Below are 18,053 nucleotides of genomic sequence, written 5' to 3' on the forward strand. Positions count from 1 at the left end.
TCATGCACGCGCAATACTGTCAATCCGCGCTCCCCGCCACGAGAGAACGGTTTTCCGCATCTCTGCTGTGTGCAGCACGCCCTCCGCGAATCCGCGCCGTACCAGTTCCGCGGGGAGATACTCATCGTACTTGTCAAACACAGGCACTTCATCCGAATAGAGAAGCTCCATCGGCGTAAAGTCTGCCGCAGCTTCTTCCGCGAGAATGCGGAAAAAGTCGGCAGGAGACGCCTTCATCGTAAACTGCATAAAATACGGCCGCATGGATTCCAGCCCGCGCAGGCCAAGACGCGCAGCACAGCGGATCCGCAGAAAGCGCTCCAACGCGAGAAAGGCATAGCTGCCAAGCCACGGCAGAAGTGCATACATTGCTCCGCCGAGCGGTATGAGCACGTCCCGCCCCGCCCCTGAATGCTGTGCCGCCCTCCGCGCTCCCATGAGACGCGCCGCGGCATTTTTCAGCAAATACGGAGGGAGAAGATCCTCGGCGAGCACCTGCCGCATCCGATGCAGGATATGCGTATGGATGTCCCCGGGACACTCGCCGAAATACGCGGGCACATTCCCCTTGACCATTTCACAGTAGACGTGATGCCGCTTGCGGTCCACCTCCAGTACACGCCACACATGCCCCGCAATGGCAATTTTCTCACCGACCGGCGGCGGTGTGACAATCGTTCCGATCTCCTGGGACTCGCAGCGAACCGTGTACTCCTCGTTTTCCTGAAAGACACCGTAAAAGCGATAGGACTGCACGACGCGCTCCCCTGCCAGCCCAACGATCAGGCCGCCGCGCTCCGTCCGCTGGATATGCTCCTCCTGCAGGAGATGGCGCAGGAGTGTGCGATAGTCCTCCTGCGTCACGCGTGCGAAAACAGGCAGTGTGAGTACCCGTTCCGCCAGTGCGCGTGGAGAGAGCTCGCCACAGGAGGCGAGGGTGCTCATCGTCTGATGGTAGAGGAGGCTGAACGGGAGACGATGAAGGCGCGGCGGCTCCACCCAGCGCTCCTCAAGATAGAGCTGAATCAGGGCAATCCCCTGCAGGAGCTTCCACGGGATCGCTGCAGGCAGGAGAGCGCGTGCATCGGGAACATCCTCGCGCACGACAAAGTGCATCTCCTGCGGCTGCCCGCGCCGCCCCGTCCGTCCCATGCGCTGGAGGAAGGACGACACCGTCCACGGCGCATCGATCTGAAACGCGCGCTCAAGTCTGCCGATGTCGATGCCGAGCTCAAGCGTCGCCGTCGTGCACGTCGTGAGACAGCTCTCCTCATCCTTCATGCGCGCCTCTGCCGTCTCACGAAAGGCAGCCGAGAGATTGCCGTGGTGGATGAGGAACCGATCCGGCTCATGCCTGCGCTCGCAGTAAGAGCGCAGGGTATTCGTCACCGCCTCGCACTCCTCGCGCGAATTGACAAAGACGAGACATTTTTTCCCGCGCGTATGCTCAAAGATATAGGCAATCCCCGGATCCGCCCCCTCCGGTGCCATATCGGTCGGTGCATCCGGCGCGGTGGGCAGATCAATATCCGTACGGCCTTCTCCCGCCTGCGTGTTCTGCACGTAGAAATGCTCCACGGAAAGCCGCCATCGGCTTCCCTTCGCTGCGATCTCCGGCACCAGCGTCCCGCGCCCCGTCCCCGCCGCAAGCAGTGCCCCCGTCTCTGCGGGCGTGCCGATGGTTGCCGACAGCCCGATGCGGCGCGGCTGCACACCGGCGATACGCGAAAGACGTTCGATCAGGCAGAGCGTCTGCCCGCCGCGATCCCCGCGCAGGAGAGAATGCACCTCGTCGATCACGACGAAGCGCAGATCGCCGAAGAGCTTCGGGATCGCCGCATGCCGATGCAGGAGGAGCGCCTCAAGTGACTCGGGCGTGATCTGCAGAATGCCCGACGGATGCTTCATCAGCCGCGCCTTGTGCGTCTGGCCGACATCGCCGTGCCAATGCCGCACGGGGATCCCCGCCGTCGCGCAGAGCGGCGTCAGCCGCTCAAATTGGTCATTGATGAGTGCCTTCAACGGACCGATGTAGATGCAGCCGACGGAGCTGGGAGGGCTCTCCAGCAGCAAGGTGATGATCGGAAAGAACGCCGCTTCCGTTTTCCCCGACGCCGTTGAGGAGGTGAGGAGGACGTGCTCCTCCGACCCAAAGATCGCCTCGCCTGCCGCGACCTGAACCCCGCGCAGACTGCGCCAATCCTGCCCGTAGATGTACTCACGGACACAGGGCGCATAGCGGTCAAACACGTTCATAGATCAAACTCCGCAAACTGCGCGCTGACCTCCGCCCCCTCCACCGCATTGGCGGCATAGGAAAAGTTCTCCGACAGGAGCAAATCTGCCATCTTGAGCGTCGGTGTCTGATAGATGATATCCAGTGCCTGAATGAAGTCACGAATCACCTCACGCGGCGTAATATGGTCATCTGCGCCGATACGCCCGAACTCGATGCGGATGAAATCCGCCAGATCCTCCTGCGTGACGGTCGTCTCGTATCCGTACAGCTCCGCATGGACGCCTGACAGCTTTTCCACCAGCACCAGCATCTCCTCGTGAGTCAGGGGTGACAGCTTGATAACGGGCGAGAGCAGATCGCGGTGCTCGCCTGCAAAGCGCCCCTCGGCAAGGCGCGAGCGCAGCGCCTCATAGCTGTATACGCCGCGGCGCGTATCCTCCATGCAGGCAGGCGTGCCGCAGAGAACCATCCCGAGATACTTGGCGCGCCCCTGCATGGCGTCGTTATACATCGTGAGGATCTTCTCATAGTTATACTGGCGCGTAATCGCATGGGGGATCTTGTAGATATTGACCAGCTCATCGATAAAGATGAGCATCCCCGCGTAGCCTGCCTGCCGCAGAAATGCGGCGAACAGCTTCAGATACTCATACCAGTCATCATCTGTGATGATGATATTCACGCCGAGCGCATGACGCGCCTCCGTCTTGGTCGTATACTCCCCGCGAAACCATCGCGCTACCTGTGCACGCAGTGCATCGTCACCGTCGCGGTAAGCATGATAGTAGAGCGTCAAAAGACGCGTAAAATCAAAGCCGTGGACAAGATCATTCAGACCGTAAATCATCGCAGCGATGCGCCGATCCACTGCCGCCGAGAAGTTCGCACGGTCCGGCGGCGTTTCGTCCGCCGTCTCCTGCTGGATTCGGCTGATCCAGCGGTCGAGGATGAGGGTGAGCGCCCCTCCCTCGGGCGTCGTCTTGGTCGCCATATTGCGGATCAGCTCACGATAGGTTGCGAGCCCTTGCCCACGCGTTCCCTGAAGCCGGCGCTCCGGGGAGAGATCTGCGTCCACCACGACGAAATTCTTCGCCATCACATAGCTGCGCAGGGTCTGAAGGAGGAAACTCTTGCCGCTCCCATAGCGCCCCATAATAAAACGAAAGGATGCGCCGCCCTCCGCAATCATATCCACATCCGACAGGAGCGCCTCGATCTCACGCCGACGCCCCACCGTGATATAGGGAAGCCCGACACGCGGCACAACGCCCCCCTTGAGCGCATTGATGAGCGTCTGTGCGATGCGGCGCGGAACCTTCCGCGTTTCATTCGATGCCATGACTGTACCGCCCTTCCAATTCATCACGATAGTCCTCCACAACGGCAGGCGGCTCGCCCTCAATCACCGTATCGGAAAAGTCCTCATACAGCTTCTCGTTGATGCCGTCCACGAGCACGGAGAGGATCTGTCCCTCCGCGCGCACCCAGTCAAGCGTCCCACCAGTGAGGAGTGCACAGAGGAGACGCTTCTCCGCCTGTGTCAGGCCATGATCGACGGACGACGAGGACGGTGTATCCTGCTGCTGCGGATTCGTATATGGCGCTGCCGCTGCATCCTGCGCTGCAGGGGGTTGCGGAGAATGCTCCTGCATAAGAGGTGATATGTTCTCCCCTGCGACGGGGAGCAATTCATCATCCTCATCCACAATCAGGCGCTCCTCGGTGACAGCAGCATCGGCGCGGATGCGGTCAAGCTGACTGAAATCCAAATGAACGCGGCGTGCCTCGATCTCGCGCTGTGCCGCGAAAAATTCTGCCGTCTCCTCACGGATGATCTTCCACTGCCATTTTAGAAGCTGCGGCAGACGAATCTCCGTGAGCCCATAGTGCTCGCGCAGCTGCGTATCCACCCCGCGCAGGAGCCCACCGATACGCTGCGCCGCACCATCCGTACGCTCATAAGAATGCAGCTGCCATGCGCCGCCTGCGCACTCATACTGCCGCAGAGGATGCACGGCATAGATGCGGTCCTCCTCCGCGCGCGGCGGATGAAATACGGCCGACGCAAAGAGATCCACCGACCTCGTACAGGAATGTGCGATACAGTCCGAGAAAAAATCGCAAATGCGGTGTTTTTCATAGTATTCTTTGACACGTGCAAGGACGCGGAGAACAATGGCATCCGCTTCCGCCGTATGTGCACGATAAAGTTTGGAGCGCTCCAAACGATACGAGGAAAGCGTACACACTGCCGCCATGATCTCCTCTGCCGTATGCTCCTCTTGATGCAGCATCACATAGACAGCATCATCCTGTCTGCGCTCCTGCACCGCCCCATCATGCTCCTCCAACAGCGCAGGACTGAGCCCGTAGTAGATGATGAGCGCACGCTCCCAATCCTTGAGGCAGCGCAGAATCTGCGGATCCAGAGCACCATAGGCGTGACCGAAGATATGCAGGCGCTCATAGGCATCCATCGGCGATGTGCAGCCAACGAGTGCCAGGAGTTCATAGGCGTAGAGCGACACGTAGGACATTCCCCGCCGCTCCACCTCCCCGCGCCGCACCTTCGTCCGCCAAGCAAAATACCCGCGCAGCTCGGGATCGGTGAGCGAATCGTACGTTGGGAAATACTGATTGACCGTTCCCCGATAGTCATAGTCGTCCTCGTAGTTCGCCATGAGACGCGCCTGCTTGAGGAAAAGCTCGGAACGGGACTGCCAGAAGTTCGTCGAGGTTTTGACAAGAGAGCGCATGGCACGGAGCAGTTTCGGTGTTTTCTCCGCCGGCGGCTGCGGCGGGATTGCCTCATCGCCATAGAGATTCCCCCCTGTATGCCTGCCGTCTGCAGGCCTCCACTCCCATACCATATTGCTCCCTCCTCTCGTTCATGCGTTCGAATCCATCCTTTTATTGTACTACGAATTAGCGAAAAGGCAAGAATTGTACGCAAAGAAAATACGCCTCCCGCCGGGCAGCGGAAGACGCTTTTCGATAGAGAGAAAGAAATGTAGGGAATGTATGTGAACCCTACGGAAGGGAAGACCGCAGGAGATTCACCGGAATCGGTCGTAAGCGTTTGGTTCAGCATGCCTGCGTCGCTCTCTCGCTTACATTGATTACTATAACGGAGCGATTTTAAAACGTCTTGTGAGGGGCGTTAGGTTTTAATTAAGAACTATCGTTTGCCTATTGTTTTACACACTGGTACCGGGATTTCGCACCAAAGCAAGATCAAAAATCAACGCTAATTCAGCTGTGCCGAATTTATCCGTGCATCCCTAGCTCAGCAGGAGGCTGTCACTCGCCAGCTCGCTGCCCGCCGCCTGTTCAAACATGGAGAGCAGGTCGCGCGTGGTCAGCCCCTCCTTTTTCTCCTGCGGCACATCGAAGAGAATGCGTCCCTCGTGCAGCATGATGAGGCGGTTGCCATAGCGCAGGGCATCCTTCATATTGTGCGTAATCATCAGTGTCGTCAGCTGATCCTCCGCGACGATCTGCTGCGTCAGTTCCAGCACCTTCGCCGCCGTCTTCGGATCAAGGGCTGCCGTATGCTCATCGAGGAGGAGCAAATTCGGCTTGACGAGCGTCGCCATGAGAAGTGTCAGTGCCTGCCGCTGTCCGCCCGAGAGAAGCCCGACACGCGAGGAAAGGCGATCCTCCAGACCAAGTTTCAGGCGTGCGAGCTTCTCACGAAACACATCGCGCATCTCACTCGTCGAGCCCCATTTGAGTGTCGGCGTCTGCCCGCGCCGCGCCGCGATGGCGAGATTCTCCTCGATCATCATGCGTGCCGCCGTCCCCATCATCGGATCTTGGAAAACGCGTCCGATGAACTTTGCACGGCGGTGCTCCGGCCACTTCGTAATGTCCTCGCCCGCAATGTAGATCTTCCCCGCATCGACCGAAATCGCCCCCGCGATAGCATTCATCAGCGTGGACTTGCCCGCACCGTTGCCGCCGATCACGGTGACGAAATCACCGGGGCGAAGGTGAAGGCTGATGCCCGAGAGCGCCTTTTTCTCCGTAATCGTCCCGGGGTTAAATGTTTTCTTAATATCCTCGATCTGCAGCATCACTCTGCCCCCTTCCGCATTGCATGGTACTTCTCCTGAATGAGCGGGAGCGAGAGCGCAATCGCCACGAGGATCGCCGTAAAGAGCTTGAGGTCATTCGGCTGCATGCCGAGCTGGAGCACGATCGCGATGACGGCGCGATAGACGACCGAGCCGAGCACCACGGAGATCAGCCAGTTCTTAAAGCTGCGCGTGCCAAAGAGCACCTCGCCGATGATGACGGAGGCAAGTCCGATAACGATCGTGCCCGTCCCCATACCGACGTCGGCGAAGCCGTTGCTCTGCGCGACAAGGGCGCCGCAGACCGCGACCATCCCGTTCGAGAGAAGCAGTCCGAGGACGATCATCACATCTGTGTTCACGCCGTTTGCGCGGATCATGTGAGGGTTCGCGCCTGTCGCACGAATCGCCGTCCCGAGCTCCGTGCCAAAGAACCAGTACGTCAGCAGGATGGCAAGAACAACAACGACCGTCCCGATGAGGAGAATATTGGTCGAGGCATCAAGCCCCCAGATGTTCCACTGGGTAAACAGCGTCTCACGCTGCAGGAGTGGCAGATTTGCCTTTCCCATGACGTGCAGGTTGATGGAGTATAGCCCGATCATGGTCAAAATACCAGCGAGCAGCGCAGGAATCTTGAGTTTCGTGCAGAAAAATCCCGTCACGATCCCGGAGGCACACCCCGCCATGCAGGCAGCAAAGATCGCAGTGATCGGCGCATAGCCAGCCATCAGCATTGAGGCGGCGACTGCTGCACCGAGCGGGAAGCTGCCCTCCACGGTCAGGTCGGCAATATCCAGTACGCGATAGGTCAGATAGACGCCCAGTGCATAGAGTCCCCAAAGAACCCCCTGCGCAGCCGTCGCTACAACGAGATCCATAATGTCACTCCCAAACTCCGTAAAAAGAAGCTGTTGCACGAAGGTATTCACCTCGTATAACAGCCCTTTCTTGTGCCCCTTCCACCGCTTCGCGGTCCCCCTTCCCCGTCATACGGGGAAGGCTTTACGACCTTTCTAAATTGCTTCCCCCGTTTACGGGGGAAGTGGCGAGCATGGCGAGCCGATGGGGGGATGCAATAGTTCCTCTTTGTGTCGATTGCTTGTTACTCGACAATGGTCGCACCGTTTAACACATCCGCAGGAATCGTCAGCCCGATCTTCTCTGCATTCTTCTTGTTGATGACCACTGTGAGGTCATGTGCCGTCTCGATCGGCATCGCAGCCGGCTTCTTTCCTTCAAAAATATCCGCCGCCATATTGCCCGTCTGTACGCCGAGCTTGTAGTAGTCGATGCCCTTCGTCGCAAGCGCACCTGCCGTAACACCACCGACGTAACCGCAGATCACGCCTTTGCCCGCAGGATCCGTAATGCTCGTGAGCGTCGGAATCGCCGATGCGATCACATTATCCGTCGGCTCATAGAACACATCCACATCGTTCACCATACTCTGCGCTGCCTGCTGGATGTCGTTGACCGTCGAGATCGTCGCCGTACGCACCGTCAGCCCCTTGGACTGTGCATACTCCGTCATTGCCTTGACCTGAATCTCCGAGTTGATCTCACTCGATGAGTAGATCGTTCCGATGGTCTTGGCATTCGGATAGAGCTGCATCAGGAGGTCAATCTGCTCCGCGATGGGCGCGAGATCGCTCGTCCCTGTCACATTGCCGCCCGGGGCATCATTCGATGCGACGACCTTCGCACTCACGTAGTCCGTCACAGCCGTACCGACGATGGGAATATCCTTCGTCGCATTCGCAGCAGACTGTACTGCCGGTGTTGCAATCGCACAGATTAGGTCAACCTTGTCACTGATAAAACGCTGAACGATATTCTGGAGGTTGGACTGATCCGCCTGCGCATTTTGACGGTCAATCGTGAGGTTCTTCCCCTCCTCATAGCCGCGTTCCTTCAGCCCGTCAACAAATCCGCGGTTTGCGTCGTCAAGCGAGCTGTGCTCCACAAGCTGAACAATTCCGACCTTGTAGGTCTTTTCTCCCTGCTGCGCCTGCTGTCCGCAGCCCGCCGCCACAAGTCCGAGTGCCGTCAGTCCAAGAGCGGCACATTTCATCCAATTATTCATCCGCATCAACGTCCCATCATCATCCATTCATCAGTCCACCAGTGTTGCATCCTTCAGGACCTCCTCCGGAATCGTCAGTCCGAGCCGCTCTGCGTTGCCCTTGCTGACGACCAGCGTCAAGTCGCGCGCCGTCTCAATCGGCATATCTGCGGGCTTTGCCTTGCCGTCGAGAATGTCGGCCGCCATATCGCCCGTCTGCACGCCGAGCTTGTAGTAATCGATGCCATAGGTCGCGAGACAGCCGCCCGTGACCATGTATGGCTCGGCGCAGATAACTGCCTTGCCCGCCGCATCCGTAACGCTGACGAGCGTCGGGATCGAGGAGGAAATCACATTGTCCGTCGGCTCATAGAATACATCGACATCACCGACCAGACTCTGTGCCGCCTGCGGGATGTCATTGACCGTCGATACCGTCGCAGCGCGTACCGTCAGCCCCTTCGACTCCGCGTACTCCTTCATCGCCTTGATCTGCGTCTCAGAGTTGATCTCGCTCGAGGAGTACACCGTCCCGATGACCTTTGCATTCGGGTAGAGCTGCATAAGGAGGTCGATCTGTTTCTTGATCGGATTCAGATCGCTCGTGCCCGTCACATTTCCGCCCGGTTTCTCATTCGATTGGACGAGCTTTGCGCTCACATAGTCCGTGATCGCCGTCCCGACGATGGGGATATCCTTCGTCACATTTGCTACCGATTGTGCCGCGGGCGTTGCAATCGCGCAGATCAGATCGACCTTGTCGCTGACAAAACGCTGTGCGATATTCTGGAGATTGGACTGATCCGCCTGTGCATTCTGGCGGTCGATCGTGAGGTTCTTCCCCTCCTCGTAGCCACGCGCCTTCAGGCCATCGACAAAACCACGGTTCGCCGCATCGAGCGCATTGTGCTCCACCAGCTGAACGACGCCGATCTTATAGGTCTTCTCTCCGCTCGCCTGCTGACTTTTCCCACAGCCTGAGAGAGACAGAAGCCCGAGGGCGACGACGCCAAGAGCAACTGCCTTCATTGCCGTTTTCATCCGCATCGAATCTCCACCTTTTCTTTCCTATCAAATTTTGAATCTTTTTCATTATACATGGACAACAAGAAAAAAGCTAGTGGGATAACGTCAAATGATGCGCTAATCTATCGAATCTATTGCTATCGCACGGAAGATGCGCTGTCCGCTGTCCTTGACAACGCACTCCAAGCCTACTAGAATACGACGTATCGCAATTCAGAGTGAAATAGAGGACAAAGGCCGAAGTCCTAGGGGCATCGGCTTTTCTTAATGGAGCGTGTATATATGGAGAAAAAATGCAGACGATGTGCATGGGTCAATCCAGAGGATCCCATCTATATCAAGTACCATGACGAGGAGTGGGGCATCCCGCTCCACGACGATCACGCACTCTATGAGCTCTTCCTCTTGGAGACATTTCAGGCGGGACTCTCGTGGGCGACAATCCTGCACAAGCGCGAGAATTTCCGCCGTGCCTACGAGGGATTTCACCCGGAGCGCGTCGCCGCATTCGACGCAGGAAAGATAGATACTCTCATGCAGGATGCGGGCATCGTCCGCAACCGCCGCAAGATCGAGGCGAGCATCACGAACAGCCGCGTCTTTCTCGATATCGTTCGTGAATACGGCTCATTCGACGCCTATATCTGGGGCTTCACCGAGGGGAAGTCCATCCGCGAGAGCTGGGAGCTCCGCACCACATCACCCCTCTCCGACCGCATCACAAAGGATTTGAAGCGGCGCGGGATGAAATTCGTCGGCTCGACGTCGATCTACTCGACACTGCAGGCAATCGGCGTGCTCGCCGCACACGCAGAGGAGTGCGACTGGAGGCAGCCATGAAAGCGTCGACCAGTGTTCCGCTCGCTGCCCTGCGCGCCGCCTTTCCCTACACCGTCCCCATCCTCGCAGGCTTTCTCTTCCTCGGACTCGCCTACGGCATCTATACCAACGTCTCAGGCTTTTCATTTCTCTACCCAATGGCGATGAGCGCCATCATCTTCGGCGGTTCGCTTGAGTTCATCGCCACGGCACTCCTCCTCGCTCCCTTTGCCCCGCTCGAAACGTTTCTGCTCGCCCTTATGGTGCAGGGACGGCATATCTTCTACGGCATCTCCATGTTGGAGAAATACCGTGGAACGGGATGGAAAAAGCCATACCTGATCTACGGAATGTGTGACGAGTCATTCTCCATCAACTACACGGCAAAGATCCCGCCGCACATCGACGCAGGCTGGTTCATGTTCTTTGTCACCCTTCTGAACCAGCTCTACTGGGTCGCAGGGGCCACGCTCGGCGGGCTGATCGGGAGCGCACTTCCCATCAACACATCCGGCATTGAGTTTGCCATGACCGCACTCTTTGTCGTGATTTTCATTGAGCAGTGGAAGAACGACCCGCAGCATTTGACGGGCATCCTCGGCATCGGCGCTGCTGCACTCGCGCTCATAATGTTCGGCCGGGATGCGTTCATGCTGCCGACCATGGGAATGCTCCTCCTCGGCTGCCTCATCCTGCGCCCCATCATCGAGAGGAGAGAAGCGGCATGAGTTTTACTGAGCAGTGCATCACAATCGGGCTCTGTGCACTCGCGAGCGTGCTCACGCGCGCACTGCCCTTTCTCCTCCTCTCGGAGAAAAAACCGACGCCGCCGCTCGTTCGCTGCCTCGGCAATGTACTCCCCGCCGCCGTCTTCGGGATGCTCGTCGTTTACTGCCTGAAGGACGTATCTCTCCTCAGCGGGACGCACGGCCTGCCTGAGGGGATTGCCATTGCCGTCACGGCACTCCTGCATTTGAAATTCCGTCAGATGCTTCTCTCCATCGGCGGTGGAACGGCGGTCTATATGTTCCTCGTCCAGTTTGTATTTACCGCATAAAGACAGCAAAAAGCTTCTGCACGAAGCGTGAAAACTTCGTGCAGAAGCTTTTTTGCATACCACACAGCGATTACATATAATCGTCCGCCGTGCGTGTCTTATTTTTCTTGCTGATGCCGAACATCCGCGAGATACGGTCGACAATGACGTAGAACACTGGAATGAGGAACACGCCGAGCACCGTCGCACAGAGCATTCCGCCAACGACGGCGACACCCATGCCGTTGCGCGCCGCCGCGCCCGCACCGGACGCCATACAGAGCGGCAGACAGCCGATGATGAACGCGAACGAGGTCATGAGGATCGGGCGCAGACGCAGTCCTGCCGCCTGGATGGCCGCCTTCAGCGGATCCATGCCGCGATCCACGCGCACCTTTGCGAACTCGACGATCAGGATGGCGTTCTTCGCGGCAAGGCCGATGACCATGATAACACCGATCTGCATGTAGACGCTGTTCTGATAGCCCGGTGCAGGAATGCCGATCGCCCCGAAGATCGCGGCAAGAATGTACTCGGCAAAGAGAGCACCGAAGATGCCCGTCGGCACGGTGAAGAGCACGGCAAACGGCACGCTCCAGCTCTCATAGAGAGCCGCCAGACAGAGGAAGACAAAGAGCAGTGCGAGCGCGAGAATCTGCATCGTCGAGTTCGCCGACTTCTGCTCCTCGCGGCTCTGTCCCGACCATGCGATCGAGAAGCCGGAGTTGATGTGATGCTGCACCACCTCGGTGATGGCGTTCATCGCCTGGCCCGAACTGTATCCCGATGCCGCATTCCCCTGTATGTTGATCGAACGTGCGCCGTTAAAGCGGCTGATCTGGGTCGGACCCGTCGTGAGTTTCGGCTTCAGGAGGGTATCGAGCGGTACCATCTCCCCCGCCGAATTGCGGACAAAGATAAACTTCGCCGCCTCTGCCTCCGTACGATACGGCGTTGCAGACTGGAGTACGACCTTATAGGTGCGGCCAAACTGATTAAAGTCGTTGACCTCATAGCCGCCAAAGTTGGTCTGCAGTGCCGTAAACACATCAGAAAGCTGCACACCGAGGTTTTTGACCTTCTCGCGGTCAATCTCATACTGATAACTCGGCGCATTGATCTTAAACGTGGTACGCACACCCTGCAGCTCAGGACGTGTCCGCGCTTCGGCGAGAACAGCATTCACGATGTCGTTCAGCTCGGTATCCGAGTGACCGCTCATATCCTGCAGCTGGAGCGACCAGCCGCCGACATTGCCGAGTCCCGGCAGTGCCGGTGGGTTGATGGCGACGACGGTTGCCTCCGGTGCCTCCATTGCCCCCACGCGGAACATCGTTCCGACGGCGGCGGCGACGGACTCGCCCATCCCAGGGCGCTGCGACCAATCCTTCATACCGACGAAGACAACCGCGCCGTTGGAGTTTGCACCGCCGGCGAGAATGTCAAAGCCGTTGATCGACATGACGGCATCCTGCCCCTTGATCTCCTTCTGCGCCGCCTGCTGGATCTTGTCCACAACCTTTTGCGTCTGATTCGTGGATGTCCCGGACGGGAGCTGGATGGCGATCAGCAGATGGCCCTGATCCTCATCGGGGACAAACGTAGATGGAAGGTTGCGATAGATGATGGCAGTCAGACCGCAGACGATGAGCAGGAATACGACGGCCGTGCGCGCCTTGCGGATGAATCTTGAGACAATGCCGACATAGCCCTTGCGCGTACGGTCAAAGACACGGTTAAACCAAGCAAAGAAACGGTCGAGTACTCCTTCCGAATCGCTCTCTTTCTTTGGCTTCAGCATCAGCGCACAGAGTGCGGGCGTCAGCGTCAGGGCAACGAAGGCGGAGAGTGCCATCGCGATCGCAATGGTCAGAGCGAACTGCTTGTAGAGCACGCCCATCATGCCGCCCAAGAAGGCGACGGGGACAAAGACAGCCGCAAGGACGAAGGCGATCGCCACAACCGGCCCCTGTACCTCTGCCATGGCACGCTCTGTTGCGTCCACAGGCGAGAGTCCGCTCTCCATGTGATGCTCTACGTTCTCAATAACGACGATGGCATCATCGACGACGAGACCGATGGCGAGCACCATCGCAAAGAGCGTCAGCGTATTGATGGAAAAATCCAAGAGGACGAATGTGCCGAATGTACCGATGAGCGAGACCGGCACGGCGAGCAGCGGGATAATCGTTGCGCGCCAGCTCTGCAAAAAGACGAAGATGACGAGCACGACGAGCAGCAGTGCCTCGACGAAGGTGTGAACAACCTCTTTGATGGAGGCATTGATGTAGTCCGTGCTGTCAAAGACCGACTTCATCTTGAGCCCGGGCGGGAACGTCTTCTCCGCCTCCGCAAGCACCTTGCGTACCTCGGCAAGGGTAATCATCGCATTCGCATCCGAGGTGAGCCGGATACCGAAACCGACGGCAGGGTAGCCGTTGAACTTCGCGACGATATTGTTCTGCCGCTCGCCCGTCTCGATGCGTGCCACATCCTTCAGGCGGACGAACGAGCCGTCCTTGCCCGAGGCGATGATGACGTTGCCGAACTCCTCCGGCGTCGTCAGGCGTCCCTGCACCTTGCCCGTAAACTGTTTTTCCTGCCCATTCTCTGCCGGCATACCGCCGACGGTTCCGGCAGGAGCCTGCACGTTCTGCTCCTTGATCGCCGCCGTGATGTCTGCGACGGTCAGTCCGAGCTCAGCGAGGCGGTCGGGATTCAGCCAGACGCGCATCGCATAGTCCGCGCCAAAGACCTGCACGTCGCCGACGCCGCTGATGCGCTTGATCGCATCGAGGAAGTAGAGCGTCGCGTAGTTCTTCATAAAGGCACGGTCATACCTGCCGTCCTCGGAGTACATCGAAAGAAAGTACGCCATCTGCCCCGAGGATTTACGCGTTGTGACCCCTGCAGACTGCACCGCGGAGGGCAGGCTCGCGTTGGCACCGGCGGCGTTGTTCTGCACCTTGACCGCGTCCATATCGCCGTCCGTACCGACATCAAAGGTGACAGAGAGGCTGTAGCGTCCGGTATCATCAGAGGTGGAGCTCATGTAGTCCATTCCCTGTGTGCCGTTGATCTGCTCCTCGATGACCTGTGCGACCGTCTCATTGACAACGGCGGCACTCGCGCCCGTATAGGATGCCGACACCGAAACCGTCGGCGGAGAAATCTGCGGATACTGCGCAATTGGCAGCGAAAACCCAGCCAGCGTTCCGACGATAACAATGATCAGGGCGATTACAATCGCAAAGATCGGTCGGTGAATGAAAAATTTTGCCAACGGATTTCCTCCTTACTGCGCGGGCGTCGGTGCGCTCGCATTAAAGTCAGAGGAATCTCCCTCAAGCGTGAATCCCATATCGTCCGGCGTCACCATCGTCACCGCGAGATCGCCGCCCTCCTGGAGTGTCGTGAGCCCTTCGACAACGACCGTGTCCGAGGCATCCAGACCGTCCTTCACGACATAGTAGCTGCCGATCTTATCCCCGAGGGTGATCGTGCGAGCTTCTGCCTTGTTGTTTGCGCCGACAACCATAACGAAGGATTTGCCGAGAAGCTGCTGCACGGCACGCTCGGGAACGAGAAGTGCATTCGGAATCGTATCGCCGATCAGCGTGACGCGCGCGAACATCCCCGGCAGGAGGAGTCCATCCGGATTGTCAAAGAGTGCCTTGACCGTCAGCGTGCCCGTCTGTGCCGTCAGTGCGCGATCAGACGTAACGATATGCCCTGTGATCGGATACTTCGAGCCGTTCGAGAGAGTCAGCGTCACTACGACAGAGCCGATACCGCCCTGCTGTACCGCCTGCTCGACAAAATTCAGGTACTCGTTCTCTGAGAGACTAAACTTCGCATAGATGGGGTTCGACGTGCCCATGGAGACCAACGTTGTCGAACCTGCCGACACAAAGGTGCCGACGGCAACATCATCGACGGAGAGCTGCCCCGACATCGGTGCGTAGATCGTCGTATCGTCGAGGTTCTCCTGCGCCTGCTGCACCATTGCCTGGTGCGCCGCAACTGCAGCCTCATAGGCATTCACCTGTGCCTGCTGGTTGCTCACGGTCTGCTCTGAGATCGCCGCGTTTGCGTAGAGCTGCTGGTAGCGGTCGAGATCCATGCGCGCGTTGGCGAGCGTCGCCTCCGACTGTGCGAGGTTCGCCTTTGCCTGCAGGAGTGCGCTCTCATACTGGCGCGCGTCGATGCGGTAGAGTGGCTGTCCCGCGCGTACAGGCTGGCCGCCGGTGATGTATTTCTCCACGATGTTGCCGGAGACGCGCGACTGGATCTTCACCTCGTCCGTGCCTATGATCTGTCCGGCATAGACGTGCGTCAGCGGCGCGTCCTGCCGCAGGACATTCATCGCCTTGACGGCAGTGGGACGTGCGCCCCCCTGCTTTTCTCCGCCGCAGCCCGTGAGCACCACGCTGAGTGCCAGCGCAGCGGCGGCAAATACGCCAAGTCCTTTCCTCATCTCAAACAAGTGAATAACCTCCTCTTCCCATTTCCCGCAACGAGGTACAAAATGCTTCAGTCCTTCATAGAAGAAGGGCAGGTATCCATCGTCGGAATCCCTGCCATAGTAAGTTTATCTTATCGAAATCCATGGCAAAAGTCAAGGAATCGCTGATAAAATGAGGTCTGCCAGATTGACGTAGATTTTTTGTCCGATTGAGGCAGCAAACCGGACGCATAGCAAAGGCTATGTGGAGGATTTGCTAACGAAAAGTGGGCGAAAAAGATGCGTTAAGATGGTAGTGCCGAATTTATCAGTGCTTCCTCAAGATTGATGCATGCTTTCACCGTATTTTTACCGTTTCCTCAAACGTTCCAGCGCTGCCGCCGCAGCGTGCTGCTCTGCCTCTTTCTTGCTGCGTCCTGTCCCCTCACCCAACGGTGCTGTGCCGATGCGGACGCGCATCGTGAAACGCTTGTCGTGATCGGGGCCGCTCTCAGCAACCTGCTCATAGGCGATGGGCTCATGATCATGTCCCTGCACGTATTCCTGCAGCATCGTCTTGTAATCCTGTGCGACGTGTTCCTGCCGCAGATGCGGCAGCTCGTCGGCAAACTGACGCTGCACATAGGCGCGTGCGGCATCCCAGCCACGGTCAAGGTAGACCGCGCCGATCACCGCCTCAAAGACGTTCTCAAGGTTGTTCTGCCGCTCTGCTCCGCCGCCGAGCATCTCGCCGCGCCCCATGCGCAGATGTGCTCCGAGATGCAGCCGGCGCGCCAGCCGTGCGAGCGTCTCGCTCTGCACGAGACTCGCGCGCATCTTCGTCAGCTCCCCCTCCGCACAGTGCGGATAGGCGTCGTAGAGATACGTACTGATCGCGAGCTCGAGAACGGCATCGCCCAGAAACTCCAGCCGCTCGTTATGTGCTGCGTGTCCCCGTGCCTCGTTGGCATAGGAGGGATGGGTCAGCGCCTCGTCGAGGGTGGAGAGATTGGCAAAATCTACGCCGAGGGACGCAGAAAGGCGCACGAGTTCCGCGCGCCTTTTTTCCGTTATCGGATATGTCATGATTCTTTCGCGTATTTCTTAACGACGAGACAGGCGTTGTGTCCGCCGAAGCCGAACGAGTTGGAAATCGCCGCACGCACTGTCTTAGCGCGTGCTTTGTTCGGCACATAGTCCAGATCCAGCCCCTCATCCGGCGTCTCGTAGTTGATCGTCGGCGGGAGCATATCGTTCTCCACCGCAAGAGCGCTCGCGATCAGCTCCACACTGCCTGCCGCTCCGAGAAGATGTCCCGTCATGGACTTGATCGAGGAGACGGCGACATCCTTCGCCGCCGCACCCCAGACCGTCTTGATCGCCTCGGTCTCACAGAGATCGTTCATGTGCGTGGACGTGCCATGTGCATTGACATAGTCGATGTCCTCGGGACGCAGCCCTGCATCATCGAGTGCCAGCTGCATGCACTTTGCCTGATACTCGCCGTGCGGCGCCGGGCTCGTGATATGATAGCCGTCCGAGTTCGAGCCGTAGCCGACAAGCTCTGCGTAGATATGCGCACCGCGCGCCTCGGCGTGTTCGAGCGTCTCGAGCACGACCAGCCCTGCGCCCTCGCCCATGACGAACCCCGAGCGGTTCTTGTCAAAGGGACGCGAAGCGTGCGCAGGATCGTCATTGTGATCCGTGCAGAGCGCCTTCATCGCCGCAAAGCCCGCACTCGCCGCCTCGGAGATGCTCGCCTCCGTGCCGCCCGCGATCATGACATCCGCCTCGCCGCGCTGCATGACGCGATAGGCGTCACCGACACAGTTCGCGCCCGTGGCGCACGCCGTCACGATGCAGGACACGGGGCCGTGCAGACCGTAGTTGATCGCAACCTGCCCCGCTGCCATGTTGGCGATCATCATGGGGATGAAAAAGGGGCTGACACGCTCGGGGCCCTTTTCAAAGAGACGCTCATAGGTGCTGTGCATCGTCTCGATGCCGCCGATGCCCGCGCCGACATAGGCGCCGATGCGGTCACGGTTCTCCTTATCGAGATCGAGCCCCGCATCCTTCAATGCCATGCCCGCCGAGACGACGGCAAACTGCGCATAGCGATCCATGCGCTTGGCTTCCTTCTTGTCGATGTAACCGTCAATGGAAAAATCCTTGACCTCGCCGGCAATCTGCGCGGCGTAGCGTGTCGCGTCGAAGCGGGTGATGCGGTCGATGCCGTTCTTTCCTGCGAGAAGCGCATCCCAGAACGCCTCCTTGCCGATGCCGATCGGTGTGATCGGGCCGACCCCCGTAACGACTATCCTCTGTTTCAAACCAACCGACTCCTT

Annotated in this window: 15 protein-coding genes; 4 read left to right on the forward strand and 11 right to left on the reverse strand. The window is 58.5% G+C overall.

The window, feature by feature from the left end:
• The 7 genes from ADJ74_RS00410 to ADJ74_RS00440 form a co-directional block, all read right to left on the reverse strand.
• A complete protein-coding gene (locus ADJ74_RS00410) occupies positions 1–2,256 on the reverse strand; it encodes a DEAD/DEAH box helicase (protein WP_050341019.1) in 2,256 nt (751 codons plus the stop codon).
• Complete coding sequence (locus ADJ74_RS00415; RefSeq protein WP_050341021.1) at positions 2,253–3,578, reverse strand: ATP-binding protein; 1,326 nt, start codon at positions 3,576–3,578, stop codon at positions 2,253–2,255. Before ADJ74_RS00415 ends, ADJ74_RS00410 begins: the two co-directional genes overlap by 4 nt.
• Positions 3,565–5,109 (reverse strand): TerB N-terminal domain-containing protein, encoded by a 1,545-nt coding sequence (locus ADJ74_RS00420; RefSeq protein WP_050341023.1) that lies wholly within the window; start codon positions 5,107–5,109, stop codon positions 3,565–3,567. The genes ADJ74_RS00415 and ADJ74_RS00420 overlap by 14 nt, the downstream gene beginning before the upstream one ends.
• Positions 5,110–5,520: 411 nt before the next feature.
• A complete protein-coding gene (locus ADJ74_RS00425) occupies positions 5,521–6,315 on the reverse strand; it encodes an ABC transporter ATP-binding protein (RefSeq protein WP_009442419.1) in 795 nt (264 codons plus the stop codon).
• Positions 6,315–7,196 (reverse strand): ABC transporter permease, encoded by an 882-nt coding sequence (locus ADJ74_RS00430; protein WP_050341024.1) that lies wholly within the window; start codon positions 7,194–7,196, stop codon positions 6,315–6,317. Before ADJ74_RS00430 ends, ADJ74_RS00425 begins: the two co-directional genes overlap by 1 nt.
• A gap of 224 nt (positions 7,197–7,420) precedes the next feature.
• Positions 7,421–8,407, reverse strand: coding sequence for an ABC transporter substrate-binding protein (locus ADJ74_RS00435; RefSeq protein ID WP_050344134.1), 987 nt, complete (start codon positions 8,405–8,407; stop codon positions 7,421–7,423).
• A 24-nt stretch (positions 8,408–8,431) separates the two neighbouring features.
• Positions 8,432–9,427 (reverse strand): ABC transporter substrate-binding protein, encoded by a 996-nt coding sequence (locus tag ADJ74_RS00440; RefSeq protein WP_050341026.1) that lies wholly within the window; start codon positions 9,425–9,427, stop codon positions 8,432–8,434.
• A gap of 261 nt (positions 9,428–9,688) precedes the next feature.
• Between ADJ74_RS00440 and ADJ74_RS00445 the strand changes: the two genes are divergently transcribed.
• The 3 genes from ADJ74_RS00445 to ADJ74_RS00455 are packed head-to-tail and all read left to right on the forward strand — an operon-like array spanning position 9,689 to position 11,282.
• The gene (locus tag ADJ74_RS00445; protein ID WP_172664492.1) at positions 9,689–10,246 is read left to right on the forward strand and encodes a DNA-3-methyladenine glycosylase I; all 558 of its coding nucleotides are present in this window, start codon (positions 9,689–9,691) and stop codon (positions 10,244–10,246) included.
• Complete coding sequence (locus ADJ74_RS00450) at positions 10,243–10,953, forward strand: AzlC family ABC transporter permease (protein ID WP_050341030.1); 711 nt, start codon at positions 10,243–10,245, stop codon at positions 10,951–10,953. Before ADJ74_RS00445 ends, ADJ74_RS00450 begins: the two co-directional genes overlap by 4 nt.
• On the forward strand, positions 10,950–11,282 hold the full coding sequence (locus ADJ74_RS00455) for a branched-chain amino acid transporter permease (protein WP_050341032.1): 333 nt from the start codon (positions 10,950–10,952) through the stop codon (positions 11,280–11,282). The genes ADJ74_RS00450 and ADJ74_RS00455 overlap by 4 nt, the downstream gene beginning before the upstream one ends.
• Before the next feature lie 70 nt (positions 11,283–11,352).
• Here ADJ74_RS00455 and ADJ74_RS00460 read toward each other — a convergent pair whose 3' ends face one another.
• Together ADJ74_RS00460 and ADJ74_RS00465 are read right to left on the reverse strand one after the other, a co-directional pair.
• Complete coding sequence (locus ADJ74_RS00460; RefSeq protein WP_050341034.1) at positions 11,353–14,544, reverse strand: efflux RND transporter permease subunit; 3,192 nt, start codon at positions 14,542–14,544, stop codon at positions 11,353–11,355.
• A 12-nt stretch (positions 14,545–14,556) separates the two neighbouring features.
• The gene (locus tag ADJ74_RS00465; protein ID WP_371257539.1) at positions 14,557–15,738 is read right to left on the reverse strand and encodes an efflux RND transporter periplasmic adaptor subunit; all 1,182 of its coding nucleotides are present in this window, start codon (positions 15,736–15,738) and stop codon (positions 14,557–14,559) included.
• Between the two features lie 184 nt (positions 15,739–15,922).
• Between ADJ74_RS00465 and ADJ74_RS11400 the strand changes: the two genes are divergently transcribed.
• Entirely contained in the window at positions 15,923–16,054 is a 132-nt protein-coding gene (locus ADJ74_RS11400; RefSeq protein WP_071844268.1) for a secretion protein HlyD, read from the forward strand.
• Positions 16,055–16,074: 20 nt separating this feature from the next.
• Here ADJ74_RS11400 and rnc read toward each other — a convergent pair whose 3' ends face one another.
• Positions 16,075–16,791, reverse strand: coding sequence for a ribonuclease III (gene rnc, locus ADJ74_RS00470; protein ID WP_050341038.1), 717 nt, complete (start codon positions 16,789–16,791; stop codon positions 16,075–16,077).
• Entirely contained in the window at positions 16,788–18,038 is a 1,251-nt protein-coding gene (gene fabF, locus ADJ74_RS00475; RefSeq protein ID WP_050341040.1) for a beta-ketoacyl-ACP synthase II, read from the reverse strand. Before fabF ends, rnc begins: the two co-directional genes overlap by 4 nt.
• Positions 18,039–18,053 lie beyond the last annotated feature (15 nt).

Source organism: Selenomonas sp. oral taxon 478, assembly GCF_001189555.1.
GTDB classification, from domain to species: Bacteria; Bacillota; Negativicutes; order Selenomonadales; family Selenomonadaceae; genus Centipeda; species Centipeda felix.

Bases quoted from the DNA above. Each gene is read 5' to 3' on its own strand.
- ADJ74_RS00410 (WP_050341019.1), bottom strand. From the start codon at position 2,256: ATGAACGTGTTTGACCGCTATGCGCCCTGTGTCCGTGAGTACATCTAC.
- ADJ74_RS00415 (WP_050341021.1), bottom strand. From the start codon at position 3,578: ATGGCATCGAATGAAACGCGGAAGGTTCCGCGCCGCATCGCACAGACG.
- ADJ74_RS00420 (WP_050341023.1), bottom strand. From the start codon at position 5,109: ATGGTATGGGAGTGGAGGCCTGCAGACGGCAGGCATACAGGGGGGAAT.
- ADJ74_RS00425 (WP_009442419.1), bottom strand. From the start codon at position 6,315: ATGCTGCAGATCGAGGATATTAAGAAAACATTTAACCCCGGGACGATT.
- ADJ74_RS00430 (WP_050341024.1), bottom strand. From the start codon at position 7,196: ATGGATCTCGTTGTAGCGACGGCTGCGCAGGGGGTTCTTTGGGGACTC.
- ADJ74_RS00435 (WP_050344134.1), bottom strand. From the start codon at position 8,407: ATGCGGATGAATAATTGGATGAAATGTGCCGCTCTTGGACTGACGGCA.
- ADJ74_RS00440 (WP_050341026.1), bottom strand. From the start codon at position 9,427: ATGCGGATGAAAACGGCAATGAAGGCAGTTGCTCTTGGCGTCGTCGCC.
- ADJ74_RS00445 (WP_172664492.1), top strand. From the start codon at position 9,689: ATGGAGAAAAAATGCAGACGATGTGCATGGGTCAATCCAGAGGATCCC.
- ADJ74_RS00450 (WP_050341030.1), top strand. From the start codon at position 10,243: ATGAAAGCGTCGACCAGTGTTCCGCTCGCTGCCCTGCGCGCCGCCTTT.
- ADJ74_RS00455 (WP_050341032.1), top strand. From the start codon at position 10,950: ATGAGTTTTACTGAGCAGTGCATCACAATCGGGCTCTGTGCACTCGCG.
- ADJ74_RS00465 (WP_371257539.1), bottom strand. From the start codon at position 15,738: ATGAGGAAAGGACTTGGCGTATTTGCCGCCGCTGCGCTGGCACTCAGC.
- rnc (WP_050341038.1), bottom strand. From the start codon at position 16,791: ATGACATATCCGATAACGGAAAAAAGGCGCGCGGAACTCGTGCGCCTT.